Source organism: Streptomyces sp. NPDC025784, from assembly GCF_055558435.1.
Window position 1 is genome coordinate 660842 of record NZ_JBVHMN010000002.1, and the last position, 25048, is coordinate 685889.

Annotated in this window: 19 protein-coding genes and 2 pseudogenes; 2 read left to right on the forward strand and 19 right to left on the reverse strand. The window is 72.5% G+C overall.

Features of this window, described 5'->3' with window-relative positions:
• Positions 1-185: 185 nt before the first annotated feature.
• The 4 genes from ACZ4IF_RS08910 to ACZ4IF_RS08925 all read right to left on the reverse strand — a co-directional run bounded on the left by ACZ4IF_RS08910 (position 186) and on the right by ACZ4IF_RS08925 (position 4930).
• Positions 186-971 (reverse strand): GvpL/GvpF family gas vesicle protein, encoded by a 786-nt coding sequence (locus ACZ4IF_RS08910; protein WP_467560901.1) that lies wholly within the window; start codon positions 969-971, stop codon positions 186-188.
• 100 nt (positions 972-1071) lie between these two features.
• Positions 1072-2919, reverse strand: coding sequence for a transketolase (locus ACZ4IF_RS08915; RefSeq protein ID WP_467560903.1), 1848 nt, complete (start codon positions 2917-2919; stop codon positions 1072-1074).
• Complete coding sequence (locus ACZ4IF_RS08920) at positions 2916-4259, reverse strand: NAD(P)/FAD-dependent oxidoreductase (protein ID WP_467560905.1); 1344 nt, start codon at positions 4257-4259, stop codon at positions 2916-2918. The genes ACZ4IF_RS08915 and ACZ4IF_RS08920 overlap by 4 nt, the downstream gene beginning before the upstream one ends.
• 179 nt (positions 4260-4438) lie before the next feature.
• On the reverse strand, positions 4439-4930 hold the full coding sequence (locus ACZ4IF_RS08925) for a phage holin family protein (protein WP_467560907.1): 492 nt from the start codon (positions 4928-4930) through the stop codon (positions 4439-4441).
• A gap of 171 nt (positions 4931-5101) precedes the next feature.
• Here ACZ4IF_RS08925 and ACZ4IF_RS08930 point away from each other — a divergent pair, with 171 nt between their 5' ends.
• Positions 5102-5452 carry a VOC family protein gene (locus ACZ4IF_RS08930; RefSeq protein ID WP_028801850.1) on the forward strand — a complete coding sequence of 117 codons (351 nt, stop codon included), beginning with the start codon at positions 5102-5104 and terminating at the stop codon, positions 5450-5452.
• A gap of 306 nt (positions 5453-5758) precedes the next feature.
• On the opposite strand, the gene ACZ4IF_RS08935 is transcribed toward ACZ4IF_RS08930, so the two are convergent.
• The 13 genes from ACZ4IF_RS08935 to ACZ4IF_RS08995 form a co-directional block, all read right to left on the reverse strand.
• Complete coding sequence (locus ACZ4IF_RS08935) at positions 5759-7732, reverse strand: DUF5107 domain-containing protein (RefSeq protein ID WP_467560909.1); 1974 nt, start codon at positions 7730-7732, stop codon at positions 5759-5761.
• A gap of 51 nt (positions 7733-7783) precedes the next feature.
• Positions 7784-8680, reverse strand: a complete 897-nt coding sequence (locus tag ACZ4IF_RS08940; RefSeq protein ID WP_467560911.1) for an arginase family protein — start codon at positions 8678-8680, stop codon at positions 7784-7786.
• 4 nt (positions 8681-8684) lie between these two features.
• Entirely contained in the window at positions 8685-9245 is a 561-nt protein-coding gene (locus tag ACZ4IF_RS08945; protein ID WP_467560913.1) for a GNAT family N-acetyltransferase, read from the reverse strand.
• Positions 9246-9271: 26 nt separating this feature from the next.
• Positions 9272-9514, reverse strand: a complete 243-nt coding sequence (locus ACZ4IF_RS08950; protein WP_467560915.1) for a LapA family protein — start codon at positions 9512-9514, stop codon at positions 9272-9274.
• A gap of 119 nt (positions 9515-9633) precedes the next feature.
• A complete protein-coding gene (locus ACZ4IF_RS08955) occupies positions 9634-11451 on the reverse strand; it encodes a CocE/NonD family hydrolase (RefSeq protein ID WP_467560917.1) in 1818 nt (605 codons plus the stop codon).
• Positions 11452-11633: 182 nt separating this feature from the next.
• Positions 11634-12569: a S66 peptidase family protein gene (locus ACZ4IF_RS08960; protein ID WP_467560919.1), complete on the reverse strand. Its 936-nt coding sequence runs from the start codon at positions 12567-12569 to the stop codon at positions 11634-11636.
• Positions 12570-12600: 31 nt separating this feature from the next.
• Positions 12601-14574: a prolyl oligopeptidase family serine peptidase gene (locus tag ACZ4IF_RS08965; protein WP_467560921.1), complete on the reverse strand. Its 1974-nt coding sequence runs from the start codon at positions 14572-14574 to the stop codon at positions 12601-12603.
• Between the two features lie 9 nt (positions 14575-14583).
• Complete coding sequence (locus tag ACZ4IF_RS08970) at positions 14584-15888, reverse strand: M20/M25/M40 family metallo-hydrolase (protein ID WP_467560923.1); 1305 nt, start codon at positions 15886-15888, stop codon at positions 14584-14586.
• The gene (locus tag ACZ4IF_RS08975) at positions 15881-16714 is read right to left on the reverse strand and encodes a M55 family metallopeptidase (protein ID WP_467560925.1); all 834 of its coding nucleotides are present in this window, start codon (positions 16712-16714) and stop codon (positions 15881-15883) included. Before ACZ4IF_RS08975 ends, ACZ4IF_RS08970 begins: the two co-directional genes overlap by 8 nt.
• A 76-nt stretch (positions 16715-16790) precedes the next feature.
• A complete protein-coding gene (locus ACZ4IF_RS08980) occupies positions 16791-17516 on the reverse strand; it encodes a class I SAM-dependent methyltransferase (RefSeq protein ID WP_467560927.1) in 726 nt (241 codons plus the stop codon).
• Positions 17517-17683: 167 nt separating this feature from the next.
• Positions 17684-20176: an ATP-binding SpoIIE family protein phosphatase gene (locus ACZ4IF_RS08985; RefSeq protein ID WP_467560929.1), complete on the reverse strand. Its 2493-nt coding sequence runs from the start codon at positions 20174-20176 to the stop codon at positions 17684-17686.
• A 316-nt stretch (positions 20177-20492) separates the two neighbouring features.
• Positions 20493-22883, reverse strand: a complete 2391-nt coding sequence (locus ACZ4IF_RS08990) for an MFS transporter (RefSeq protein ID WP_467560931.1) — start codon at positions 22881-22883, stop codon at positions 20493-20495.
• Positions 22884-23061: 178 nt separating this feature from the next.
• Positions 23062-23508, reverse strand: coding sequence for an SRPBCC family protein (locus tag ACZ4IF_RS08995; RefSeq protein ID WP_467560933.1), 447 nt, complete (start codon positions 23506-23508; stop codon positions 23062-23064).
• A 170-nt stretch (positions 23509-23678) separates the two neighbouring features.
• Between ACZ4IF_RS08995 and ACZ4IF_RS09000 the strand changes: the two are divergent.
• Positions 23679-23903: pseudogene (locus tag ACZ4IF_RS09000) on the forward strand (Rv2578c family radical SAM protein); the annotation flags it as partial.
• 206 nt (positions 23904-24109) lie between these two features.
• Here the strand turns inward: ACZ4IF_RS09000 and ACZ4IF_RS09005 are convergent.
• Both ACZ4IF_RS09005 and ACZ4IF_RS09010 read right to left on the reverse strand, forming a co-directional pair.
• Positions 24110-24827 (reverse strand): annotated as a pseudogene (locus ACZ4IF_RS09005) (XRE family transcriptional regulator).
• 78 nt (positions 24828-24905) lie between these two features.
• Entirely contained in the window at positions 24906-25031 is a 126-nt protein-coding gene (locus ACZ4IF_RS09010; protein WP_467560935.1) for a hypothetical protein, read from the reverse strand.
• Positions 25032-25048 lie beyond the last annotated feature (17 nt).

A 25048-nucleotide genomic window follows, 5' to 3' on the forward strand; every position in this document is an offset into this window, starting at 1 on the left:
CGGGGTGCGGGGCACTATGGCCGGGGGGGGCTGGGGCGGGGGTAAATGTGGTACGCAACCCGGGTCTGATCCGGGTTGTTTTCGGAGTTCAGGTCGAGCCACCGGGGCGCCCCGCGCCCGGGACCCCGGGCCCCCGGGCCGCTCGTCTCATGCCTCGTGCAGGTCAGACAGGTACCTCGTGCAGGTCAGACGTGATGGACGGTGGTGTCGCACGCAGGCCATGCCGATTCGCCCGGGATCGTGGATTCTCCGGTGAAGGCGTAGGCCGCCCACGGCCCGGTGAATTCCACCCGCAAACCTGTCTCCTCATGCTGTGCGCGACGCACACGCTCCACGAATTCCTCCGATTTCATTCGAGGAACCAGATAGGCGGCGTCGAGCAGATTCGTGCCGGACTTCCCGGCGAGCTCCACATTGCGTGGCGGATGCAAACACGCACCCTCGGCGCGACGCGACAGGTCGTCATGCAATTGCCGGGCGTATTCCTCGGCATTCACCGGAACCCGGCCCTGCGCCGTCGTGCCGGAAATCCCCGCGAGGTCCGGGCCGGCGCCGTCGAATGCGGCGGGCCGGCCGGTCTCGGCGTAGATCCGCACGCGCCACTCCACCCGCCCGTCGATCCGGTCGAGTGCGCGCACGAACCGGTCGTGCCCTTCCTGCATCATCAGGCGCACGGCGGCGTCGTCGCGGAGCACCGTGGCGAGCCGCAGGGGCAGCGGGCTGGTGACGGTGGTGAGCGCGTCGACGACGCACTCGTGGGCCAGGGCGGTCTCGCCCACCCATTCCGGATCCTGCAGACGACCGCGCAGCGGCTCCACGGCGAAGTCCTCCTCCGGGACCGCGCCGACGACGGCGACCAGGTCCTCGTGCAGGACCTGGCGCGCCGGGGCTCCCGCGACACCGGTCAGCTCGGCCGACAGGGCCGCGGGGAACGGCCTGCAGATCGCGTAGACGTACCGCAGACCAGTCATGCGCTCTCCTCCTTCGGGCCCGGTCGGCGCGGCTTCGGCATTGTCCGCCCGCACGCCCCGATCGGCATACCTTCGCGTCGTCCTCCTCCTCGCCCGCCGCTCAGCGCACCACCGCCGTCTCCACCAGGAGCCGCGCGGCCGCCGCGATCGCCTCGGCGTCGATGCCCGCGGCGTGCAGCTGCTCGCCCGGGCTCGCCGAGCCGGGCATCGTACGGACGGCGAGGCGCACCAGGCGGGGCACCGGGCGGCCGTCCAGGAAGGCGTCGAGGACGGCGTCCCCGATGCCGCCCTCCTCGCGGTGGTCCTCGACCGTGACGAGGCAACCGGTCTGTTCGGCGGCGTCGCGCAGGGTCCGGCGGTCGACGGGCTTGACCGAGTAGAGGTCGACCACCCGGACCTGAATGCCCTCGCGGTCCAGCGCCTCCGCGGCGGCCAGCGCCTCGTGGACGGTGACACCGGCCGCGACCAGGGTCAGCCGGTCCCGGCCACTGGCGCGCAGCACCTTGCTGCCGCCGACCGGGAACTCCTCCGTGGGGCTGTAGATCACGGGGCTGTCGCCGCGCGAGGTGCGCAGATAGCGGATGCCCTCCAGGTCGGCCATGGTGGCGACGAGCTTGGCCGTCTGGTTGGCGTCGCACGGGTACAGCACGGTCGTGCCGTACAGCGCGCGGAACATCGCCAGGTCCTCCAGGCCCATCTGGGAGGGCCCGTCCTGCCCGATGGCCACGCCCGCGTGCGAGCCGACCAGGTTGATGCCGGAGCCGCTGACCGCCGCCATGCGGACGAAGTCGTGGGCGCGGGTCAGGAAGGCGGCGAAGGTCGAGGCGTAGGGCACCCAGCCGCGGCTCGCCATGCCGACGGAGGTGGCGACCAGCTGCTGTTCGGCGATGTAGCACTCGAAGAAGCGGTCGGGATGCTCCTTGGCGAAGAACTCGGCGCGCGTCGAGTCGCTGACCTCGCCGTCCAGGGCGACGACGTCGCCGCGTGCGGTGCCGAGCGCGGCGAGCGCCTGCCCGTAGGCGTCCCGGGTGGCGACCTCGTCTCCGATGTCGTAGCGGGGCAGGTCGAGGTGTGCGGAGTGCGCGGCGTGCACGGTCCGTGCGGCGGGCGGCTGCTGGACCTCCACGTGCCGGTCGTGGACCCCACCGAGCTCCGCGACGGCCTCCTCGGGGTCGGGCAGCGGCTTGCCGTGCAGGCCCTCGCGGTCCTGTGCGGAGGCGACGCCCTTGCCCTTGAGGGTGCGGGCGATGATCGCGGTCGGCTGTCCGGCGGTGGATCCGGCCTCGCCGTAGGCGCGGTCGATCGCGTCCACGTCGTGTCCGTCGACCTCGACGGTGTGCCAGCCGAAGGCCCGGAAGCGCCGGGCGTAGGCGTCCAGGTCGTGGCCGTGCCGGGTCGGTCCGCGCTGGCCGAGGCGGTTGACGTCGAGGATCGCGACGAGATTGTCGAGGTGCTCGAAACCGGCGTGCTCGGCGGCCTCCCACACGGAGCCCTCGGCAAGTTCGCTGTCCCCGCACAGCACCCACACCCGGTAGCCGGTGTGGTCCAGCCGTTTCCCGGCGAGCGCGACGCCCACGCCGACGGGGAGCCCCTGTCCGAGGGAACCGGTTGCGGTCTCCACCCACGGCAGCCGCCGGGGCGTGGGATGGCCCTCGAGCCGGCTGCCCCGCTTGCGGAAGGTGAGGAGTTCCGGCTCGCTGATGGCCCCCGTGGCCTTGTAGGCGGAGTACAGGAGGGGGGAGGCGTGGCCCTTGGAGAGGATGAACCGGTCGTTGCCGTGATGCTGGGGACGTTCGAAGTCGTACCGCAGGTGGTTGGCCAGCAGTACGGCCATGAGATCGGCAGCGGACATCGACGACGTGGGGTGCCCGGAGCCCGCGGCGGCGGCCGCACGCACGCTGTCCACGCGCAACTGCTGGGCCAGATCGTTGAGTTGACGGGTCTTCATGACGCTCCTTCCGGTCGGTCGGCGTGCTTCGCCGGTGCACCGGGCACTCGTGCCAGTTCCGGCGACGCGGTGTCCAGGGGGACGGACCACGAGCGGACCAGGCCGAGCTGTACGGCCTGGCGCGGGAGTACGGCGTCCAGCAGCCAGTCGGCGGCGACGCGGACGCGGTTCGCCGGCATGGCGGCGAGGTGGTAGCCGCGGGTGACCGCTCCGGCCACGGGCCCCGACAGCGGGACGCCGAGCGGGTTGGCGGCGGCCTTGGCGCCACCGAGGTCGACGGTGAAGCCCAGGTCGCGATGGTGGTAGGCGCGCCGGCTGCCGATGCCGAGCGAGGCGGCGACGTTGCGTCCGGCGATCCGTCCGTGCCGCCAGGCGTGCTGGGCGGTCATCGGCGTGTACTGCCCGGGCCGGTCCAGATCCGGTACGGCCGCGGCGTCCCCGCACGCGTACACCTCGGGATGGCCGGGCACCTGGAGGTACGGGTCGACGAGCAGCCGCCCGTGCTCCAGGGGCCGGTCGAGTCCCGCGACCAGCGGGTCGGGGCGGACGCCGACACACCACACCAGGGTCCGGGTGTCCACGAACTCCCCGTCGCTGAGCCGGACCCCGGTGGGCGTGGCCTCCTCGACGGACGTCTGGGTGCGCACGTCGACACCGCGCTGCCGCAGCACGCGGTCGGCGGTGCGCGAGAGCCGCTCGTCTAGTTCGGGCAGGACGCGCGGCGCGACGTCGAGGAGCAGCCAGCGGGGCCGCATGCCGTCGTACAACGGCTGTTTGCGCACCAGCGCGTCGGTGAACAGCTTTCCCTGGGCGGCGACCTCGGTCCCCGTGTAGCCGGCGCCCACCACGACGAAGGTGCAGCGTGCGGCGCAGTTCTTCGGGTCGTCGGCCGCGGCGGCGAGCTCCACCTGCCGGGTGACGTGGTCCCTGAGATAGAGCGCCTCGGGCAGGCCGCGGAAGCCGTGCGCGTACTCGGCGACGCCCGGTACGGGCAGCAGTTTGTTGACGCTGCCGACGGCGAGCACGAGGCGGTCGTAGCCGAGAGTGGCGCCGTCGCCCTCCGGGCCGGTGTAGTGCACGGTGCGGGCGTCGAGGTCGATACCGTCGGCCTCGCCGAGCACGAGGCGCACCCGCGGCAGGGTTCCGGTGAGCGAGACGGTGACGCGGCGCGGCTCCAGCACACCGGCGGCCACCTGGGGCAACAGGGGCAGGTACAGAAAGTAGTCGGTGGGGTTGAGCAGGGTGATGTCGGCCTTGTGCCGGGTCAGCCGCGACAGGACGCGGGCCGTCCGGTACCCGGCGAAGCCGGCACCGACGATCAGGATGCGGGGTCGACTCACGGTTCGCCTCCGGCGGTGTCGCTCGTACGGGCTTTTCCGCGTCCCCAGGGCGCGGGCACCCAAACACCGGCGCCCCCAGCGTCTCACCCGTGTCGTCCGGGTTCACGTCGGGAGCGCCGCGGCGACGACTCGCCGTCACCGCAGGTGGCGTGCGGGACGGTCACCGCACGCGCTGTCCGTCACGCGCGGTGATGCGGCGCATCCGGATAGTCCGTTCCGGGAATGTGGGGCGTGCTGCCGGGGGCGCCCGGGGGGACGGGCGGGACCGGCGGGTAGGGCATGCCGAGGCCGCTGGGCGGAGCGGCCGGGGCCGAACCGCCGACGACGTGGTCGGGGTCGGTGTGCCCGTGCGGCTGCGCGGAGTGTCCGTGCGGATGCGTGGACGGCCGGGCCATGCCGCGCAGCACGAAGGCCGCCACCGCGAGCAGTGCCGCGGTGATCAGGGCGGCGGCCCAGCCGGGCAGCCCCGCGGCGAGGCCCAGCCCGATGGCCAGAGCCAGCGCGGCGCCCGCGTACAGGGCCAGGGCGCCGGACGCCGCGTACAGCGTGGCCGTGCGGCGCTGTTTGCGGGTCTGTTCGCGCAGCTCGTCCCGTACGGTCTCGCGGGCCACCTGCGCCAGCTCGTCGACGAGGTCCTTGTCCAGGTGTTCCAGATGATCCAAGCGTTCCATGGCCGCCGAGTACCCGGCCCGGCAGTGGCATAACGCGAGGTCGGCGGCCGGACCGGGGGCGGAGCCGGGCGGCCGCGCGCTCCGGCGGACCGCAGGGTGCGGTGCTCCCGCGGGGTGCGGGATCCGTGCGAAACGATCTCCCGTCCGGGCGGCCCCAACTAGGCTCCTCCCATGGAGATTCTGGGAGCCACGCTGCGTATCTGCGTCGACGACCTGGAGGCCTCGGTCCCGTTCTACGAGAGACTCGCCGGCGGGAGCGCCCTCCGCTTCGAGCGCGGCGGTGTCTCCGTGGCCGCGGTCGGGTGCTTCCTGCTGATGAGCGGACCCGAGGCCGAACTGGAGGTCCTGCGCAAGGTCGCCGCCACCATCGCCGTCAAGGACGTCGACGAGGCCCACCGTGTCCTCACCGACTCGGGCGCGCACGTGCTCGCGGGTCCCGTCGCCACTCCGGCGGGCCGCAATCTGATCGCCATGCACCCGGACGGATCGGTGTACGAGTACGTGGACCGCAGAGCGGAGTAGCCGTCCGAAACGGGCCCGGCGGGCCACCGGGGGCTCCGGTACCGGTCCGGCGGGCCACCGGGGGCTCCGGTACCCGTCCGGCGGGCCACCGGGGGCTCCGGTACCCGTCCGGCGGGCCACCAGGGGCTCCGGTACCCGTCCGGCGGGCCACCAGGGGCTCCGGTACCCGTCCGGCGGGCCACCAGGGGCTCCGGTACCCGTCCGGCGGGCCACCGGGGCCTCCGGTGCCGGTCCGACCGCCCCCACGGGGGGCTCCGGCACTGACGGAGCCCCCGGCGGAGCGCCCGGGCGCGTGCCTCGGGCCGGTCAGTCCGTGGGCGGCCGCATGCGGAACTCGTACCGCGCCGGCAGCGGATCGTCGGTCAGGCGGGCCCACACCTGGGACATCACCTCGGCGCCCTCCCGCAGATCGGCCACCTCGAATCCCTCGTCGAAGACGGCGCGGGCCCCGGGCACGTCCCCCTCGGCGAGCAGCAGCTGCGCCTCGATCAGACGGAACCGGCCACGCGCTCGGGTGCCGGAGCCGAGCCGCTCCCACACGGACCGCGCCTGACGGGTCCGCCGTACCGCGAGGAGCGCCTCCACGGCCTCCCGTCCCAGCGCGGTCGTCGCCGCGGTCCACACCTCCCCGGAGTCCCGCCGCTCGCGGCACAGGTCGTCGAACGCCTCGACGTACCGGTCGGCGGCCCGCTCCTTGTTGCCCGCCTGCGCGTCGGCGACGGCGAGACAGCGGAGCAAGGGCCACAGGGACGGGGCGAGTTCGAGGGCACGCTCCCAACTGCGCACGGCCTGCGCCGAGTCGCCGGCGTGCCACTGGGCCACCCCGAGGTGGTACTCGGCCAGCGGCACGGCGGGCGCCGTCTCCAGCATGTCCCGCCAGTGCGGGGCGACCAGCGTCTCACCGGGCGGCCCGACCCGCCGGGGCTCGGGAAACGCCCCGGTCCGCAGGAGTTCGAGCCAGGGGGTCTGCGCCTCGCCGAGCGTGGACTCCTCGAACGGCGTGCCGGGCAGCTTGTGGGCGGAGCGCAGGACCTCCAGCGCTCCCCAGCCCGATCCGACGGCGAGCACCTCGCCGGGGTCGGTGTCGGCGTGCGGCAGCCAGGCGGCGTACGCGGCGTCGACGTCCCGCCGCGGCAGGACGTCCTCCAGCCGGGACTCGGCCTCCGCACGCGCCGCCGCCCAGTCCTCGCCGTGCGCCGCTCCGGCTCCCACGGTCAGCGGCCCGTAGGCCTCCAGCCAGGAGAACTCGCTCTCCGCCTCCAGCCTTACGTGTTCGAGCTGCGTGCGCGCCAGTCCGGCCTGGATCTCGCAGTAGCCGCCGGTCCCGGGCTCGGTGAGCCACTCCTGCCAGCGCCGCCCGCCCGGTCCCGAGCCCCACACGAACAGCTTGCGTCCCCGCAGCAGGTCGGTCGAGGTCTGCACGAGCGCGTCGCCCGCCTCGTCGACCGCCGCGATCCAGCGGCGCTGCCCGTCGGGCACCTCGTAGAAGAAGTCGGCGGGGAAGTGGCTGTTGAGCGGGTACGTCCGGTCGGCGTCGTCGTACGACGGCACCGGTATGCGCCGCAGCCGGCGCTCGTACCCGAAGTGCCAGGCCTCGTCGGCCGGTGCCAGGACCCTGCGCTCCTCGGGCACCGCGATGTTGGACCACCAGTACACGGGCGCGGGCCGCTCGTGCGGATTGCGCACGCGGACGCCGACGTACAGGAAGTCGGAGCCGTCCGGCAGCCACAGATCGACCTGGAAGGGGAGGTCCCGCAGTCGCTCCCACTCCCACAGGCGCAGCATCTCGCCGCCGTCGGGGGCGGGCACGCGGGCGGCGTGGAGGGGTGAGCAGGACAGGGTGGTGTGGCCGGTGGCGCCGATGTTCCATTCGATGCCGCCGGAGAACCAGGCGCCGTTGAGGGCGAAGCAGGCGGGCTGCACCACCGGGTTGCGGTAGAGGAGTTCACGCTCGGTGGGTTTGTGCAGGAGCGAGACGATCCGGCCGCCGAGGCCGGGCAGCACGGTGGCACGCAGCCGGTCGTTCTCGATGACGACGGCGTCGAGTTCGCGGGGCGCGCGCGCCCTGTCGTATCCGTCCCGGATGCGCTCCGGCAGGACGCTGCGCAGGGGCTCGTAGCCGATCTGCCGGGCCATGTCGCGCGGCAGGCCCTCGCGGTCCCGCTCGTCGATGCGGTGCGCCTCGTCGAGGGTCAGCAGCGGAGGCAGCGGATTGCTGGGGCCCAGGTCCGCCGCCGGAAGCGTCAGTACGTCACGTCGGATCGTCGTCACGATGACCATGGAACATGGTCCGGCGGGAAGTGACCAGGGGCTGTGCTCGCAAGAATGCGGTCAGGATTCCGCAAAGGCGGCGACGACTAGGTCGGTGAGCAACCGCCCCGCCGTGCCGTCCGGGTCCAGGTCGGGGTCGTAGATGGTGACGTTGAGGCCGACGCAGTGCGGGGAGCGCACCAAGGGGCGCAGCAGGGCGAGGAGTTCGTCGGGGAGCAGTCCGTCGGGGTCGGGGCTGTCCACGGCGGGCATCACCGACGGGTCGAGGCAGTCGGCGTCGAGGTGTACCCAGAAGCCGTCGAGGTGCGGCTGTTCGAGGGTCTGCACGGTGGCCCGCGCGAGGGCGTCGGCGCCCCACTCGCGCAGTTCTCCGACGGTCACCGTCGGGATCTTCAGCGCGGCGAGCTCGTCCCGCTCGGTGTCGTAGTCACGGATGGCGAAGAGCCGTACGTCCTCGTCGCGCAGATAGGGCCTCAGCCCCTCAAGGTCGGTCAGGTCCTCCTGGCCCCGGCCGGTTGCCAGGGCGAGTTCCTCGCCGCCGGCGGCGCCGATCCGGTCGGAGTTGCCCGGGTGGCGGAAGTCCGCGGATCCGTCGACTGCGGCGAGTCCGTAGCGGCCGATGCGGCGCAGCGCGAGCGAGGCGCCCAGCTGGATGGAGCAGTCGCCGCCCAGGACGACGGGCAGGTCACCGGAGCGGACATGGTGCTCGACGCGGTCGGCGAGCTTGACGGTGTACGCGGCGATGGCGGCGGCGTTGAAGACGCCGTCGCCCTCCTGCCAGTCGCCCCGGTCGTAGCGCGGCGGGACGACGACACCGCCCTCCAGCGCGCCGAGCCGCTGCACGATGCGCTGCTCGCGCAGGGCGCCGGCCAGCTTGTAGCAGCCGGGGACGGTGCCCGGCGCCGGGGGCCGCAGGCCCAGGTTGGAGGGCGCGTCGAGGACCACGATGGTGCGCATGGGCTCATCCTCTCCCGGCGTCCGCCGGGCGGGAAGAGACCATCTCCGCCGTGATCGCCCAGCGCTCGTGGTCCCGCCAGACCCCGTCGATGCGGATGAAGTCCGGCGAGAAGCCCTCCAGCCGGAAGCCGCAGCGCCGGGCGAGCGCGAGGGAGCCGGCGTTGCCCGGCTGCGCGTTGATCTCCAGCCGGTGCAGCCCCATCGTGCCGAAGGCGTACCGCACGACGAGGTCGAGCCCCTCGGCCATCAGACCGCGGCCCGCGGCGTGCGCGAAGGCGCCGTACCCCAGCGCTCCGCACAGGAAGCCGCCCTCGACGATGTTGTTGATGTTGATGAACCCGGCGATGCCCCCGTGGTCGCGTTCGCAGACGAGGAAGCCGGCCTTCGTCGGATCGTCGATGAGCCGTCCCGCGTACTGGGCGTAGGCGTCGGCGCCGTCGGGCGGGAAGAGCCAGGGCTGGTGCAGTTCCTTGCTCTCGCGGGCCCGGGCGGTGAACTCCGGGCCGTCCTCGTGGGTGAAGTGGCGTATGCCCACACGAGGGCCTTCGGCGAGGTAGTCAGGCATTCCGTCACCTTACGCGAACGGGTGTTTCAGCTGCGGCGCTTCCTGACGGCGTACGCGCCGCAGAGCCCGCCGATCGCGCCGGTGCCGAGGAGGGCCATCCACAGCGGCATGGTCACCTCCGGGCCGAGCAGCCGGATCTTCGTGCTGTGCCTGTTCTCGAAGACGAAGATCAGGGTGAGCAGGGCCAGGGCCGCGATGCTGATCCTGCCGGGGGTCGCGGGCCCGCCGCTGCCGTTCCCGCCCGCACTCTCGGAGGTCTTCGGGCTCATGCGCCCAGCATGGGCGGCGCGGTCGCGGCACGCGCGGTGGGACGTTCCTACGGGTGACCCGTGACCGCCCACGGTCACGGGTCACCCTGGCCGGTCGCCGGGTACCGTCGGTCCCCGCGTCAGTCCCCGACGACCGGCAGCTCCAGTACTCCGGTGTCCCCCGGTGAGCTGGTGACGGTCACCGGCTTCACCCCCTTGTTCCCGAAGTAGGCGTCGTCGCCGGCGGCGACGACGAACCGGAGCCGGTGTCCCGCCTCGTACCGGTGCACGATCCCCGGCAGCGAGACGGTGAAGCGCCGCGTGACGTCCGGCACCCGCACCGGCGCCACCAGGCGGTGCACCAGCGTCTTCGTGCCGTCGGGCGCCACGTCGTAGAGCTTGGCGAAGAGGACCAGCTTGTCCGCGGCGTCGCCGGAGTCCTGCACGCGCTCCGTGCGCGGTGAGACGACCTTCAGCGTGGCCCGGGGCGCTCCGACCACGTCGACCGCACGGGGCAGCGGTTCGCTGGTCCAGCCGAGGTAGGTGCCCGGAGTGTCGTACGGTGCCGGGTCGGGCAGCCCGACGACCCCGGCGAGGGAGCTCTCGGAGTGGCTCGTGGGCAGCGGCAGGTTGCGGTACTCCCGGCTGCCGCGCGCGACCTTCTTCCGGTCGTCGACGAGCTTGCCGTCGCCGGACAGGTAGAGCGTGCGGCTGAGCGAGGGCAGCCGGCCGGCCGTCGCGTAGGTGTGACCGGGGTCGGCGATCCAGTCGCGGTAGTACGCGAACGCCGGTCCGGTGTCGGTGTCCTCACGGTGCCTCAGATAGCGGTCGAACCAGGCGAGGATCCGCTTGCCGACGTAGCTCGTCTCCAAGTTGCCCTGGGACAGGTTGAGTTCGCCGCCGACCGGGTCGGTGAGCCCGCCGCTGTGCCCCCACGACTGCCAGATCATCCTGGTCGTGGTGCCCTGGGCCTTGAGCGCCTCGTACGTCGCCGTCGCCTCGTTGAGGTTGAACAGGCTGTCGGACTGACCCTGGACGAGGAGGGTGGGCGCGCGTACGCCCCGCAGATAGGAGACGGGCGAGACGCTGCGGGCGTAGTCCAGCAGCGGCCCGGTCCTGGCCGCCGGGTACCTGCCCGAGTTGAGGGTCCGCATCGTCCGGCAGGCTTCGCTCACGAAGTGCAGGCAGGTCACGTTGTTGATCCGGGAGGGGTCCAGGTTCGGTTCGGTCAGCGGCTGGGTCTCGCCGATCAGGTAGAAGCCGTTGGCCCACTGCCATTTGAAGGCGCCGGGCACCTCGCTCGCACCGCCCGCGTTGTTGGGGTCGAGGGAGTACGCGAGGTCGTGCCAGGTGATGAGCGGGACGAGGGCGTCGACGCGATGGTCCACCGCGGCGGTGGCCATCTGGACGGCGCCGCCGTACGAGCCTCCGATCATGCCGACGCAGGGATCGGCCTTGCCGTCCCGTGCCACGTAGTCGGCCCGTGTGCCGTCGTCCGCGGCGCGTGTGCCGGCGAGGAAGTCGATCAGCCGGGAGGCCGCCACGCCGTCGATGCGCGGGTCGTCGAGGGAGATCAGGCACCCGGATCTGCCGAAGCCGAGCCCGGAGTAGACGAGTCCCACATAGCCGCGGGCGGCGAAGGCCTTGCCGATCGCGTCCGTCGAACCGTCCGACTTGCTGCCGCCGAAGCCGTTGGTGGCGAGCACGGCGGGTGCGGGGTGGTCGCGGTCCACACCGGCGGGCCGGTACAGATCGGCGTCGATCGTGCAGGTGCGCCCGCCGGCCTCGACCGTGAACGTGAGCGCGGTGACGGAGTACGGGACGGGCGCGGCGGACGCGGGTGCGGTGAACGCGAGCGGAGCCGTGAGCGCGGCTCCGAGAGCCAGGGCGAGCGGGGCACCGGATCGCCTGGGGCGGGATCCGGGCACTCGCGGGCGACGGGACACATGGACCTCCACGGTGAGGACGACCCGAATGAGCGCGAAACGACTACCGACCGGTAAGTACCGGCCGGAAGTCATGCTGTGACACGTGTCAGACGGAGGTCAATCGCCGTGCTGCATGTGGTTGACGGAGATTCAGTGAACAGGCCGCGTCCGTGCCCGCATGTCACGGCGGTCACGGACGCGGCCCGGGAGCTTCAGACCAGGGCGGGTTCGTCCAGCGTCAACGTCCCTGTGTCGGCGTCGAGTTCGGCCGGCAGGCCGAAGGGTGTGGTGAGCGCGCCCTCGCAGTGCCCGAAGCCGAAGTGCTCGGCCACGGGCACACCGAGGCCGCCGAGCCGGTCGGCGAACACCGCGCGCACCTCTTCGTAGGGACCGCAGTCCTCCCAGGATCCGAGGGCGATCCCGGCGACTCCGTCGAGCCATCCGGCGCGCAGCAGCTGCGTCAGGATGCGGTCCAGCCGGTACGCCTCCTCGCCGATGTCCTCGATCAGCAGGAGCCCTCCCCGGGCGGAAGGACGCGTGTGCGGGGTGCCGAGGCCGGCGGCCAGCAGGGACACGCAGCCGCCGAGGGTGACTCCCCGGGCGCGCCCCGGCACCAGCGGGGTGCCGCGTCCCGAGGCGATGGTCCGCACCGACTCGGGCTCGAAGAGGGTGGCCCGCAGATGTTCCTGCGCCCGCGCGTTCTTCAGGAAGTCGATGCCCGCCACCATCGGGCCCTGAAGCGTCGCGAGGCCCACCCGGGTCGCGAACGCCTCGTGCAGCGCGGTGATGTCACTGAACCCGAGGAAGACCTTGGGCCCCGCGGCGCGGATGGCGTCCCAGTCGAGGAGATCGATCATGCGCTGCGCGCCGTACCCTCCGCGGGCGCACAGCACCGCGGACACGTCCGGGTCGCACCAGGCGGCCTGGAAGTCGGCGGCCCGGTCGGCGTCCGTGCCCGCCAGATAGTCGAAGTCGGGGTGCCGGTCGAGGACATGAGGTGCCACCACGGGGTCGAGATGCCAGCCGCGCAGGATGTCCAGGCCCGCCTGGAGCCGCTCCTCGGGGATGGGGCCGCTGGGCGCGACGACGGCGACACGCGCCCCGGGGGCGAGTCGGGCGGGTCGGGTCAAGGGCTCGGTGGTGGTCACTCGGCGTGCTCCGGTTCCTGGCTGAGGGGTGTCACTTGGCAAGCTCCAGGGTCGGCACACCGGGCGGGTGCAGTCCGAAGACCTGGGCGTACAGCGAGAGTTCGGACTCCAGGACCCGCACCATCGTCTCGGCCCGCCGGAAGCCGTGCCCCTCGCCCTCGAAGGCGATGTAAGCGTGCGGGACGCGTCGGCCGTGCTCCTCCAGCCTGGCCAGGAACCGCTCGCACTGCACGGGAGGACAGATCGCGTCGTCGAGCCCCTGGAGCAGCAGGAACGGCACGGTGATCCGGTCGGCGTGCTCGGTGGGCGACCGCTCCGCGTACCGGCCGGGCACCTCGGCGATCGGGCCGACCAGGCTCTCCAGATACCGCGACTCGAAGTCGTGGGTCTCCCCCGTGGCCCAGCCCGCCAGGTCGAGGATCGGGTAGATGATCGTGCCGCAGGCGTACACGTCGGTGCTCGCCAGGGACGCGGCCGTGGTCCAGCCGCCCGCGCTGCCGCCGCGGATGGCCAGCCGGTCGCGGTCGGCGGTGCCCTCCGCGGCCAGAGCCAGTGCGACGGCCGCGCAGTCCTCGACGTCGACGACGCCCCACTGCTCCCGCAACCGGTTGCGGTACTCCCGCCCGTGGCCCGTCGATCCGCCGTAGTTGACCTCGGCGACGCCGATCCCGCGTGAGGTGAAGTAGGCGATCTCCAGGTCGAGGACGAGGGGTGCCCGGCCGGTGGGTCCGCCGTGCGCCCAGACGACGTACGGCGGCAGCTCGTCGCCCGCGGCGACGTGGCCGGGGTGGTGCGGCGGGTAGATGTGGGCGTGGATCTCGCGCCCCGCGGGGCCGATGAAGGAGCGGATCTGCGGCTCCGGGTAGTACGCGGGGTCCACCGGGTCCTCGTGCCGGGCACCGGTCACCCGGGCGCGGCCGGTGCGGGCGTCCAGCTCGACGACCTCGTAGGCGCTGCGGGGGCTGGCCCCGACGCCCATGACCCTGCTGCCGTGCACGGCGAGGGTGGGCGCGAACTCGGTCCAGGGGCCGGCCGCGTCGACCACCTCACCGGTCTCCGGATCCAGGACGCCGAGGGCGGTGGCACCGCGCCCGTGCACGACGGCGATCAGGCCGGTCTCCAGTGGGGCGAACCAGCGGTGTCCGACGCGCCACAGCGGACCGCCGAACTCCTCCTCGCGCGGGCACAGCGCCACCGGGTCGCCGTCCGGGTCCAGGCGGTACAGATTCCACCAGCCGGTGCGGTCGCTCGCGTACAGCAGGGTGCCGTCGGGTGCCCAGTCGGCCTGGGCCACGGACTCCTCGGGACCGCCTGCGACGGAGCGCGCAGCGTGCAGGGTGCCGTCCTCGGCCACGTCGGCGAGGATCACCTCCGTCCCGTCCCACGGCATCAGAGGGTGGTCCCAGGCGAGCCAGGCCGCCCGGCGGCCGTCCGGCGACAGGCGCGCCCCGGTGACGAACCGGTGCCGCCCGTCGCTCAGTTCCCGGACGGCGTCGCGGTCCTCGGCGGCCGACCCGTCCAGCGGTACGGCGGCGAGCACCCGCCGTACGTCGGAGGGGCCCTCCCCGGTGAACTCCTCCAGGACGCACCACACCTCGCCGCGCTCCGGTCGCAGCTGCGGGTCGACCCAGCGCAGTCCGCCGCCGACCGTGGAGAGAGGGGTCAACGGCGTGGGTGTACCGCCCGGTTCGTGCCGGTAGAGCCGTTGGTCGGCGAAGTTGACGAACACCGTCAGGGGACCCTCGGGCCGCATGACCCCGGCCCACGGCTGTCCGCCGTACTCGATGACGCGGCTGCGCACGTTCCACGGGGCCGGCAGCAGGGACTCCTCCGTGCCGTCCGCCCGGCGGCGGACGAGCGTGCGGCGCCCGCCCTCCTCCGGTCGGGGCTCGGTCCACCAGGCCTCGTCACCGACGAAACCCACGAACTCGGGGTGGCCGTCGTGCGCCGCGGCCAGTGTCGCGTCGATGGGCGAGGGCCACGATCCGTACGCCAAGGTCTGCATGCCGTCCCCCTAGGCCGTGCGCAGAAAGCGGTCGAGGACGCGGACACCAAAATGGAGCGCCTCGACCGGGACGCGCTCGTCCACGCCGTGGAACAGGGCCTGGTAGTCGAAGCCCTCCGGAAGCTTCAGCGGGGCGAAGCCGTACCCGGTGATCCCGAGGCGCGAGAACTGCTTGGCGTCCGTGCCGCCGGACATGCAGTACGGCACCACATGCCCCTCGGGCGCGAACTCCTCGACGGCCGCGCGCATCTTCGCGTACGTCGCGGAGTCCAGCGGTGCCTGGAGGGCCACCTCCCTGTGGTGGAACTCCCACTCGACATCGGGTCCGGTGAGCCGGTCCATGGTCGTGCGGAACTCGTCCTCGCCACCCGGGAGATATCTGCCGTCCACGTAGGCGACGGCCTCTCCCGGGATCACGTTGATCTTGTAACCGGCCTCCAGCATGGTCGGGTTGGCGCTGTTGCGCACGGTGGCCTCGACGAGCGCGGCGGCGGGTCCGAGCTTGCTCAGCAGGCCGTCCACGTCGCCCAGGTCGGCGTCCACTCCGTACAGGGCGGCCAGTTCGGTCAGCGCAGCGCTCACCGTCGGGGTGAGCCGCAGCGGCCACTCGTACTCCCCGATGCGGGTGATCGCCGCGGCCAGCCGGGTCACCGCGTTGCTCCGGTTCACCTTCGAGCCGTGCCCGGCCCGCCCGCGCGCGGTGAGCTTGAGCCAGCCGGTGCCCCGCTCGCCCGCGGCGATCGGATAGAGCTGTCGCCCCGCCCCGTCGTGGAAGGTGAACGCCCCCGACTCGCTGACGCCCTCGGTGCACCCCTCGAAGAGTCCGGCGTGCTGATCGGCGAGGAAGCCCGAGCCGTCCTCGGCGCTCGCCTCCTCGTCGGCGGTGAAGGCGACGACGATGTCGCGGCGCGGACGCACGCCGGTGCGCGCCCACTCGCGGACGACGGCCAGGATCATCGCGTCCATGTTCTTCATGTCGACGGCACCGCGCCCCCAGACCACACCGTCGCGGACCTCGCCGGAGAACGGGTGCACGCTCCAGTCCTCCGCCTGCGCGGGCACGACGTCGAGATGGCCGTGCACGAGCAGCGCGTCGGCGGACGGATCGGTGCCCTCGATGCGCGCGACGACGTTCGTCCGGCCTCGGGTGCGCTCCAGCAGCGTGGGCTCCAGACCCGCGTCCGCGAGCAGCGCCGCGGCGTACTCGGCGGCCGGGCGCTCCTGGCAGTCGCCTCCGCCGCGATTGGTCGTGTCGATACGGATGAGTTCGGAGGTGAACCTCACGACCTCGTCGAGTGCCTGTGCGTCAGCCATACTGCTCCTCCACCGCGGCCGAGACGATCGTGGTGACCGCCTTGAAGGTGCGAATCCCCTCGTACATGGTGTCGCTGGTGTAGGCCACCTTCCGCTCCCCGATGCGGTCCACACCGGGCACGACCGTGGCGGCCATCGACAGATGCTCGGCGTCGAACTCCAGCGCCACCGTGAACGGGCCGCCGACGACCGGTTCGTGACGCACCGCCAGCGCCGCCGCCTCCTTGGCCGCGGCCCGGATGTCCGCGGCGGTCCTGGCGGGTGTGCGGCACACGGCCGCATAGCGCGAGACGTGGTCCTTGACGGCGACCTTCAATGCCTCCGGCGCGTAACCGAGCGCGTCCTCGCAGGCCACGTCGTCGCCGGTGACGAGGACGACCGGCACTCCGTACTCGGCGACGACATGGGCATTGAGGAGGCCTTCGCTGGCGCGGACGTCGTTCACCCACACCCCCGTGATGGAGTTCGCCAGGTAGGTGTGCGCGAGGACTCCCTCCATTCCGGCGCCGGCGTGATAGCCGACGAAGGCGATGCCGTCCACGTCGGCGTGCTGCACGCCCTCCACCATGGACAGCGCCTTGTGCCGCCCGGTGAGCATCTGTGCCCGCTCGTCGAGCCGCTCCAGCAGGAGATTGCGCATGGTCCAGTGCGCCTCGTTGATCAGCACCTCGTCGGCGCCGCCGTCGAAGAAGCCGAGCACGGCCGCGTTGACGTCGGAGGTGAACAGTGAGCGGCATCGCTCCCACTGCTCGGTCCCCGGCAGCACGTCGGCCGGCCAGGTCACTCCCGTGGCGCCCTCCATGTCGGCGCTGATGAGGATCTTCATGACTCGAAACCGTACGCGCTTCGGCCCGGACCCGGCAGAGCCTGTGGACAACTCTCACCGGTCCAGACCACTGACGTCACCCGGTACGCCCCGCCACCAGCCATTTCGACGGAAGTTCGATGCGTGTGCCGTCCGCCGTGTACTCGGTCGTGACGAGCGGGAGTTCGCCGTTCGCCAGGACCGTCAGGCCGGCGGCGCGCAGGTACTCGGGGACGGCGGCGTCCGCGACCTCACCGGGGGCGATGCCGTGCCGGAACACCGGAGCCAGCTTGGCGGGCGGGCCGTCCGCGCCCTGCGCCAGACCGCGCAGCACGGCTCCGGCGGCCTCGGCGAGTTCGACGAGGAAGACCCGGCCGCGCTCCCCCACCAGCGTCGCCAGCCCGTCCACCAGCGGCTGCCGGTCGTCCGGCTCGGCCTGGTGGAGGACTCCGCGCATGTAGACGTTGGCGTCGCCGAGCTCCGCGTGCAGGGCCTGCGCCTCGGTCTTCTCCGCGGCGTCGAGCTGCCGGTAGCCGGCCTGACCCGCCGGGTCGGCGTGGCGGGCATGGTCGAGCGCGGCCGCCGACAGGTCGGCGCCGACGACGTGCGGGAAACGGTCGGCGAGGAAGCGGGTCTGGGTGCCGTTGCCGCAGCCGAGGTCCACGACGGGCAGGTCACGGGCCGCCAAGTGGGGTTCGAGCAGGGCGAGATGGACACCGGCGGTCAGGCCGGGCTCGGCGTCCCAGAAGACCGATCCGGGTTCGTCGGGGGCCTCCTGCCAGAAGCCCTCCCAGGCCTGCCTGTACCGACTCGTCACACTCATGCCCGCTCCCCTGGTCGCGACCGCAGCCCGCCGGGACCTGGCAGGCGAGATCGGTCTATCGCGCCCGGCGCGCGGCGACAAGCGGGCGGCGCGTTCCTTCACGCCACTTTCGGCCCGCGTACCCCCGGAGCACTTCGCGCGCCCCGTCCGAAGGCCGCCGCCGCCGTTCAGCGCCGTCGTGGCAGGGTCAGTTCGAACCGGACGGACTTGCCCGCGCCGGTCCGGCTGGCGCCCCACTCGCGGGCCAGGGTGCTGACGACGCGCAGTCCGCGCCCGCACTCGTCGGTGGGCCCGGCGCTGAGCAGCGTCGGCAGCGTGTGGTCGTCGTCGGCCACCTCGCACAGCAGGGTGTCGCCGCGCACCAGCCGCAGCTCGATCCGCCGGCTGTGCGCGTGGCGCACGGCGTTGGTGACCAGCTCACCGACCATCAGCTCGGCGTTGTCGGTCAGTGCGCCCAGGTCCCACGCGTGCAGCTGTTCGCGGACCACCGCGCGCGCCCTGCCGACCTCGACCGGGTCGAGCGCGAGGCGCCATTCGGCGACGTCCTCGGGCTCGATGCCGTTGAGGCGGGCCATCAGGAGGGCCACGTCGTCCTTGCGTCCGCCGCGGGTGTTGAGGGAACGGATGATGGTGTCGCAGGCGTCGTCCATGGACGCGGCGGGGTGTGCGGCGGATTCGCAGAGCGTGGCGAGGCCCACGCCGATGTCCTCGCCGCGGACCTCGACGAGACCGTCGGTGCACATCACGAGCCGGTCGCCGGGCGTCACACGCACGCGTACCGACTCGAAGGGCACTCCGCCGACTCCGATGGGCGCACCGGTCGGCAGGTCGAGCAGCTCGCTGCGCCCGTCCCCGGCGTGCACGAGGACGGGCGGGATGTGGCCCGCGTTGGCGATCTCCAGCTCACCGGCGATGGGGTCGTAGACGGCGTACAGGCAGGTCGCCAGGTAGGTGTCGCCGAGCCGCTGGGCGAGGTCGTCGAGATTGCGCAGGAGCTGGGCGGGCGGCAGGTCGAGCGCGGCCATGGTCTGCACGGCGGTGCGCAACTGGCCCATCATCGCGGCGGAGTTGAGCCCGTGCCCCATGACGTCACCGACGACCAGGGCGGTGCGGGAGCCGGGCAGCTTCACGGAGTCGAACCAGTCGCCGCCGACGCGGCCGAGGAGCGTGCCGGGCAGGTAGCGGGTCGCGATGTCGCAGCCGGCCATGCGGGGCGCGATGTGCGGCAGCATGCTCTCCTGGAGGGTCTCGGCGACGCTCTCCTGGTAGGTGTACATGCGGGCGTTGTCCAGCACGAGGCCCGCGCGGGCGGCGAGTTCGGCGCCGGTGACGCGGTCCATGTCGTTGAACTCGACGCGCTCGGGGTGGCGCAGCAGGATCATGAACCCGAGGACCACGTTGCGGGCCTTCAGGGGCACCACCAGCATGGAGCGGTTGGTGATGAGCGGCCGGATGTCACGCTTCTCGAACTGCGCGGCGATCATGTGGCCCATCTGCTCGCTGATGCGCGGCACGAGCACGGGCTCACCGGTGGTCATGCACTGGAAGAACGGGGTGTGGGCGGGGAAGGGCATGGCCTCGCCGACGGGTACGACGTCGTCCCAGCGGCCCGGCTCGTCGGTGTGTTCCAGTGCGACGCGGTGCCACATGGTGGTGGTGTCCGGCACGCCGTCGTGGAACCCCTCGCCCGCGACGACCTGTTCGCGCAGGTAGGTGCCCGCCACGTCGGTGAAGCGGGGCACGACGGCCCGGCTGACCTCCAGGATGGTCTGCGCCAGGTCGAGGGAGGTGCCGATGCGTCCGCTGACTTCGTTGAGGAACTCCAGTCTCTCGCGCACCGCGACGTATTCGAGATCCGTGCCCTCGTCCTGGTCGTCCTGCGGCACGGGCGCGCCGGAGGCGGCGGCCCTGGCGGCCCGGGCGCGGCGCGCCTTGCGTTCGGCGCGCCGGGGGACGCCCCAGTCGGGGGTGACGGGCACCCGGTCGTTCTGGCTGAACTCCAGTACGGGATAGCCAAGTTCGAGGACCTGCGCGACGATCCGGGCGCTCTCGCCGACGCTCATGCTGGGCAGGATCTCGGGGAGCCGGCGGGCCAGGTCCTCCGCGCCGGGGAAGTCGGTGTGCAGGGCGAAGCCGGGCGCGATGCGCTCGATGCCCGCGCCGGCCGCGGGGTGGCCGTCCGGGTGGTCGGGGTCGCCCTGGTCGCCGAGACGGAGCGCGGCCGCGTCGGCGGCGAGCACCAGGAGGCGTTCGCGCCCTGGGCCCACCAGCGGGTACGCCCACCACAGGACGTCGATCCGGTCGCCGTCGACCGCGCTGAGCCGGGCCCGCCCGGCGGCCGGGTAGGCGAGCCGTCCGTCGAGGGACGTCTCCAGGCCGGGGCCGAGGCCGTCGTAGACCGCGTAGGCCCCGTAGGGAGCGGCGTCGTCGTCCTCGGGCAGTGCGCCGGAGACGGGCAGCAGGTCGGCGGCGAGACGGCCCACCGCGTCTTCCTTGGGGGTGCCGAACAGGCGCTTGGCGCCGCTGCTCCAATGGGAGACGAGTCCACCGCGGTCCACGAGGACGACCGCCAGAGGGATGCGGCCGACGGCGGTGTGGTCCGCCGTGCCGTTCCCAGCTCCGCGGCTGGGAGTCGTGCCCACTTCGGTGCCACGGTCCATGGCCCAGGCCCCCTCTCCCCACGGCTCCGCAAGATCTGTGCCGCCCCCCTAACCGTACGGCGGCCCCCGTCATGATGTGTGTCAATAAGGGAATTGACCTCTCCGGGGGCGGCTCCGGCGCGCGGCGCCCCGGGCGTGCTCCGTCGCGCCGCCCGGATCCGCCGCCGACTCCGGCGCCCGGGCCCTCGGGCATGGACGTCGCGCCGTCCATGGGCGCCACCGGATCCCGCCGCCGAGCCGCTGCCCGGGCCCGCGGCCGGGCCCGCGGCCGGGCGCTCCCACGGCCGCGCGTCGGTGTCGGCCCGGTCCGCCCGCGTCAGTCCTCGTGCCCCAGTTGCAGGTCCCGTTCCGTCCGGCCTCCCCCGGCGACCTGGAGCACGGTCGCCACCGGCGGGTAGCCCGCGGCGATGACGGTGTACTCGCCGGAGGACAGATCCACGAACCGGAACGTTCCGTCCGCGCCGGTCGTCAGGGTGTCCACCACGTTCCCTGCGGCGTCCAGGAGGGTCACTCGGGCGTCCTCGACGGGGCGTCCGCCGCCCGCCCGTACCGTGCCGCGCAGCACGGCACCGCCCGCGAGCTCGACGTCCTGGCGGGTCTCGCGGGCGGCCTGGACGGAGACGGGGAGCGCGGCCGGCCGGAAAGCGGGAGCGCTGGCGGCGAGGGTGTACTCGCCCGCCACCAACTCCGTCATGACGTAACCGCCTTCGCGGCCGCTGCGGGTGGTGGCCACCACCTCGCCGTGCACATTGGTGAGGGTGACGGTGGCTTCCCGTACGGGGGTGCCGTCCGCGGTGAGCACACTGCCGGCGAGGCGCCCCGCGCCGCCGAGCACGACGTCCAGCTCCACGGGACGTTCGCCGACGGTCACCGAGACGGCCTGCGGCTGGTGGCCGCCGGCCGCGGCGATCAGGACGTACGAGCCGGATCCCGGCGTCGACAGCGCGTACCGTCCGTCCTCGCCGCTGGCGCCACGTCCGATCTGGGCTCCCGCGACGTCGATGAGGGTGAGCGCGGCGCGCGGTACGACGGTGCCGTCGGGGTGCTGCACCGTGCCGCAGACGGGGACTCCGGCGGGGTACGGCGAACGGCCCGGCGGGATGTGGGCGGTGGTGCGGGCGGTTTCCGGTTCGGCGGCGGGGGCGTTGTGGGACACCAGGGGTTTCTCCTTGAGGAAGAAGGCGATGGCCAGGCCGAGGGCGAGCACCGGGACGAGGTAGAGGAAGATCCGCGGCATGGCGTCCGCGTAGGCCCCGATGTAGTCGTCGCGCAGGGCGGCGGGCATCGCGTGGACGAGCTGCGGAGTGAGGGACTCGGAGTCCCCCAGGGCGTCCTGCCCGCGCGTGGGCAGGCGCTCGGCGAGGGCGTCGGCGAGCCGGTGGGCGAACAGGGTGCCGAAGATGGCGGCCCCGACGCTGCCGCCGATCTGCCGGAAGTAGTTGTTGGCGCTCGTCGCGGTGCCGAGGTCGGCGGGGGGCACGGAGTTCTGGACGGCGAGGACCAGGACCGGCATCACCAGGCCGATGCCGGCGCCGAGGACGGCCATCCAGATGCTGTAGTGCAGCCGGGGCGTGTCGGCTTCGAGGCGGGACAGCAGCCACATGCCGACGACGGAGAGGGCGCTGCCGACGATCGGATAGGGCTTGTAGCGGCCGGTACGGCTGATGAGCTGCCCGGAGACGATGGACGCGCCGACGATGCCGCCCATCATCGGGAGCATGAGGAGTCCCGATTCGGTGGCGCTGGCCCCGTCGACCATCTGCAGGAAGGTGGGCAGATAGCTGGCGGCGCCGAAGAGGGCGACGCCGATGACGAGTCCCACCAGTGCCGTGACGTTGAAGACGCCGTCCTTGAACAGCCGTAGCGGGATGAGGGGTTCGGGCGCGACGCTCTCGACCACGAGGAACAGCAGTGTCGCGATGAGCGCGCCGGCTCCGAGCCCGAGGATGACCCGTGAGCCCCAGGCGTACTCCGTGCCGCCCCAACTGGTCAGCAGCACCAGGCAGGTGGACGCGGCGGCGAGCAGGAGCACGCCGAGGACGTCGACGCGCCCTCTGGCCTCGGGCTTCGGCAGTTTCAGCACGACGGTGACGACGGCCAGCGTGAGGAGCCCGAAGGGCACGTTGACGTAGAAGCACCAGCGCCAGGACAGGTGGTCGGTGAAGTAGCCGCCCAGCAGGGGGCCCGCGACGGATGCCAGGCCGAACCCGGCCCCGATCAGCCCCATGAAACGGCCGCGTCGGCGGGGCGGCACGATGTCCGCGATGATCGCCTGCACGCCGATCAGGAGACCGCCCGCGCCGACGCCCTGGAGCGCACGGAAGGCGATCAGCTGGTCCATGGTGCGCGACCAGCCGGCGAGTGCCGAGCCGATGACGAAGACGACGATCGCGAACTGGAAGACGCCCTTGCGGCCGAAGAGATCGCCGAACTTGCCGTAGACCGGGAGTCCGACGGTGGAGGTGAGCAGGTAGGCCGTGATCGCCCAGGACATCTTGTCCAGGCCGTGCAGCTCCCCGACGATCTTCGGGAGCGCGGTGGCCACGATCATCTGCTCCAGCGCGGCCAGCAGCAGGGCGAGCATCAGCCCGAAGAAGACCAGCCGGATCTGGCGCGAGTCGAGTTCGGCGGGCCGGGCGACCGCCTCCACGGCGTCCTTCGGGGGTGCGGTACCCGGCTCGTCCTGCACCAGAGTGATCCCGCCCACGTGCCGCTCCCCTCGTCGCGCCCACCGCACAATTCCCGCTTATCGCGACAACTGCGAGCAAGCGCGACGAGTTACGGCACGACGTCACGCGACAGGGAGATCCACTCGAAACGGTGAGGACCGCAACGGGCCCTGGAGCGCGGCCCCTTGGGCGCCGGACACCTGCCCCTCGGGACCGCTACTTCTTCTCGGTCTCGGCGGCGAGCCTGACGAGCACCGCGTCATAGATCCGCCCGAGACCCTTGGGCGCGAAGGTCTTCTCGAAGAAGCCGCCGATGCCGCCCGCGCCGTTCCAGACAGTGGTGACCACGACACGGGACGAACCCTCGCCCGCCGGCGTGACACGCCAGGTGGTGACCATCGAGGAATTGCGGTCCTTCTCGACGAGCTCGCCGTCGGTGGGCTCGCTCACCTCGAGCAAGCAGTCGCGGACGCGCTTGCTGGTGGCCTGGAGCTTCCAGTGGACGAGGGTGCCCTCGCCGTCGCCGCCCTCTCGCACCTCGTACTCGCTGAAGTGCTCCGGCAGCAGCTTCGCACGCGTGCCGGTGTAGTCGGCCAGCGCGTCGAACACCGCCTCCGCGTCCGCCGCGATGACCCGCTCCGTCGTGGCCTCGACCTGCGCCATTGCACTTCCTCCAGCACTTGGTTCCTCGGGGTGTGCGGCCAGCCAACCACCAGGCGGCCCGGCCGCCCAAATCGGGGCCGGGCGGGCTCTCCCGGGCGATGCAGGTATCCGGTCGCACGATCAAGGGAACATGTGTTCTATTCTGTGGTCAGTGCTACCGAGGAGGCGCCATGCGCTGGGAGAACCTCACCGTGGACCCCGCCGGGGACCCGGTTCGCGACGCCGCGCTGTTCGGCGCGGACGCGGTGACCACCCGTACGTTCGACACCCCCGAGTTCCGCGGGATCACCTTTCACGAGATCCGGGCGCCATCGATCGTGAACCGCGTGCCGGGGGCTTCACGCATGCCCTTCGAGCGGCCCTACCGGGGGTGCACGCACGCTTGGATCCACTGCGCTCAGTAACCCTAATCAGGCTTGGAGGTCACGATGCCCGGAAACCCGAACGCAGATACGGCCTGGAAGGGCATGGCGGGGTCCCCCTTCACCAGGGAACGCCCCGCCATGAGGAAGTCGGTCGCCTACGCGGTACTCATGCGCGGCGCCACAGGCAAGGGCACCCAAGATCACGGAATTGCCCAGGCCCGATCCTGAGAGCGGGCTCACGCCTCCGGCGGCCGGTCGTACTTGGCCGGCGTCGCCTTGCCCGTGTCGGCGTCCATGAGGCGCAGCTCCCGCGGACCGGTGTTGACGTCGAAGTCCTTGCCTGACCCGACCCACTTCCCGGCCATCCGGCGGCCGGTCGGTTCGGCCGGCATCTGAAGCGCCCCGAAGTACCGCGCTCCGCGGTAGTAGCCCTCGGAGGCGGTCTGCTCGGTCCACGTGTCGGTGACCGTGGCGCCGTCGATCTGGAGATCAAGGGTCAGCGGGCTGTCCGGGTCGAGGGAGGCGTTGGGCAGGCTGCGGGCAGTGAGCCGGTTGCCGTGCTGGACCAGCACCACGTAGTGCTTGCCGGTGAACGACGCGTCGCGGCCGGAGCTGAAGTACTCGTACGTCGACAGCCAGACGCCGGAGTAGTTCCCGCGCGGCACCGCCTGGGGCGCTGGGGCGCCGTTGGCCACGGGCACGCCGGTCGGGCTGTCCACGAGGTCGTGATCGCCGTGGCCGTCGTCGGAGACGCGGGCCTGCACCGAAGCGGCGAAGCCCAGGGAGTCGATCGGCAGGCCCGTGACGACCTCCAGGGTTCGGGAGTAGAACCGGCCGGGGCGCGGCAGTCTCGCCGGATTCCCACCGCTGCACGAGGCGCTTGGAGGCGTCATTGGGCTGGCCCGTACGCTGCCCGGCCTCACGGACCGCGCGGGCGAATGCGTCCTGCGACAGTCGGCGACGGCGGTATCTTGGGAAGTGGCGTTCTCTGCGTCCTCGTTGGGGCCCTGGGCAGGGGCCCTTCGTATGTGGTCACCGCTCGTCGCCCCCAGTGGTGGTCGGGGCGAACAGAGCCGGCAGCGCCTCGCGCTGCTTCGGTGTCATCTCGTCCACTCGGGCGGCAAGACGCTTGATCAGCATGTCTGTGCTGTGGAGCACGGCGGCACCCTCGGCGG

What these genes read in the sequence shown, in the direction of transcription:
- ACZ4IF_RS08995 (WP_467560933.1), bottom strand. Translation starts at nt 23,508, where the DNA reads ATGGCGCAGGTCGAGGCCACGACGGAGCGGGTCATCGCGGCGGACGCG.
- ACZ4IF_RS08980 (WP_467560927.1), bottom strand. Translation starts at nt 17,516, where the DNA reads ATGAGTGTGACGAGTCGGTACAGGCAGGCCTGGGAGGGCTTCTGGCAG.
- ACZ4IF_RS08945 (WP_467560913.1), bottom strand. Translation starts at nt 9,245, where the DNA reads ATGCCTGACTACCTCGCCGAAGGCCCTCGTGTGGGCATACGCCACTTC.
- ACZ4IF_RS08940 (WP_467560911.1), bottom strand. Translation starts at nt 8,680, where the DNA reads ATGCGCACCATCGTGGTCCTCGACGCGCCCTCCAACCTGGGCCTGCGG.
- ACZ4IF_RS08975 (WP_467560925.1), bottom strand. Translation starts at nt 16,714, where the DNA reads ATGAAGATCCTCATCAGCGCCGACATGGAGGGCGCCACGGGAGTGACC.
- ACZ4IF_RS08935 (WP_467560909.1), bottom strand. Translation starts at nt 7,732, where the DNA reads ATGGTCATCGTGACGACGATCCGACGTGACGTACTGACGCTTCCGGCG.
- ACZ4IF_RS08910 (WP_467560901.1), bottom strand. Translation starts at nt 971, where the DNA reads ATGACTGGTCTGCGGTACGTCTACGCGATCTGCAGGCCGTTCCCCGCG.
- ACZ4IF_RS08970 (WP_467560923.1), bottom strand. Translation starts at nt 15,888, where the DNA reads ATGGCTGACGCACAGGCACTCGACGAGGTCGTGAGGTTCACCTCCGAA.
- ACZ4IF_RS08925 (WP_467560907.1), bottom strand. Translation starts at nt 4,930, where the DNA reads ATGGAACGCTTGGATCATCTGGAACACCTGGACAAGGACCTCGTCGAC.
- ACZ4IF_RS08930 (WP_028801850.1), top strand. Translation starts at nt 5,102, where the DNA reads ATGGAGATTCTGGGAGCCACGCTGCGTATCTGCGTCGACGACCTGGAG.
- ACZ4IF_RS08965 (WP_467560921.1), bottom strand. Translation starts at nt 14,574, where the DNA reads ATGCAGACCTTGGCGTACGGATCGTGGCCCTCGCCCATCGACGCGACA.
- ACZ4IF_RS08915 (WP_467560903.1), bottom strand. Translation starts at nt 2,919, where the DNA reads ATGAAGACCCGTCAACTCAACGATCTGGCCCAGCAGTTGCGCGTGGAC.
- ACZ4IF_RS08985 (WP_467560929.1), bottom strand. Translation starts at nt 20,176, where the DNA reads ATGGACCGTGGCACCGAAGTGGGCACGACTCCCAGCCGCGGAGCTGGG.
- ACZ4IF_RS08950 (WP_467560915.1), bottom strand. Translation starts at nt 9,514, where the DNA reads ATGAGCCCGAAGACCTCCGAGAGTGCGGGCGGGAACGGCAGCGGCGGG.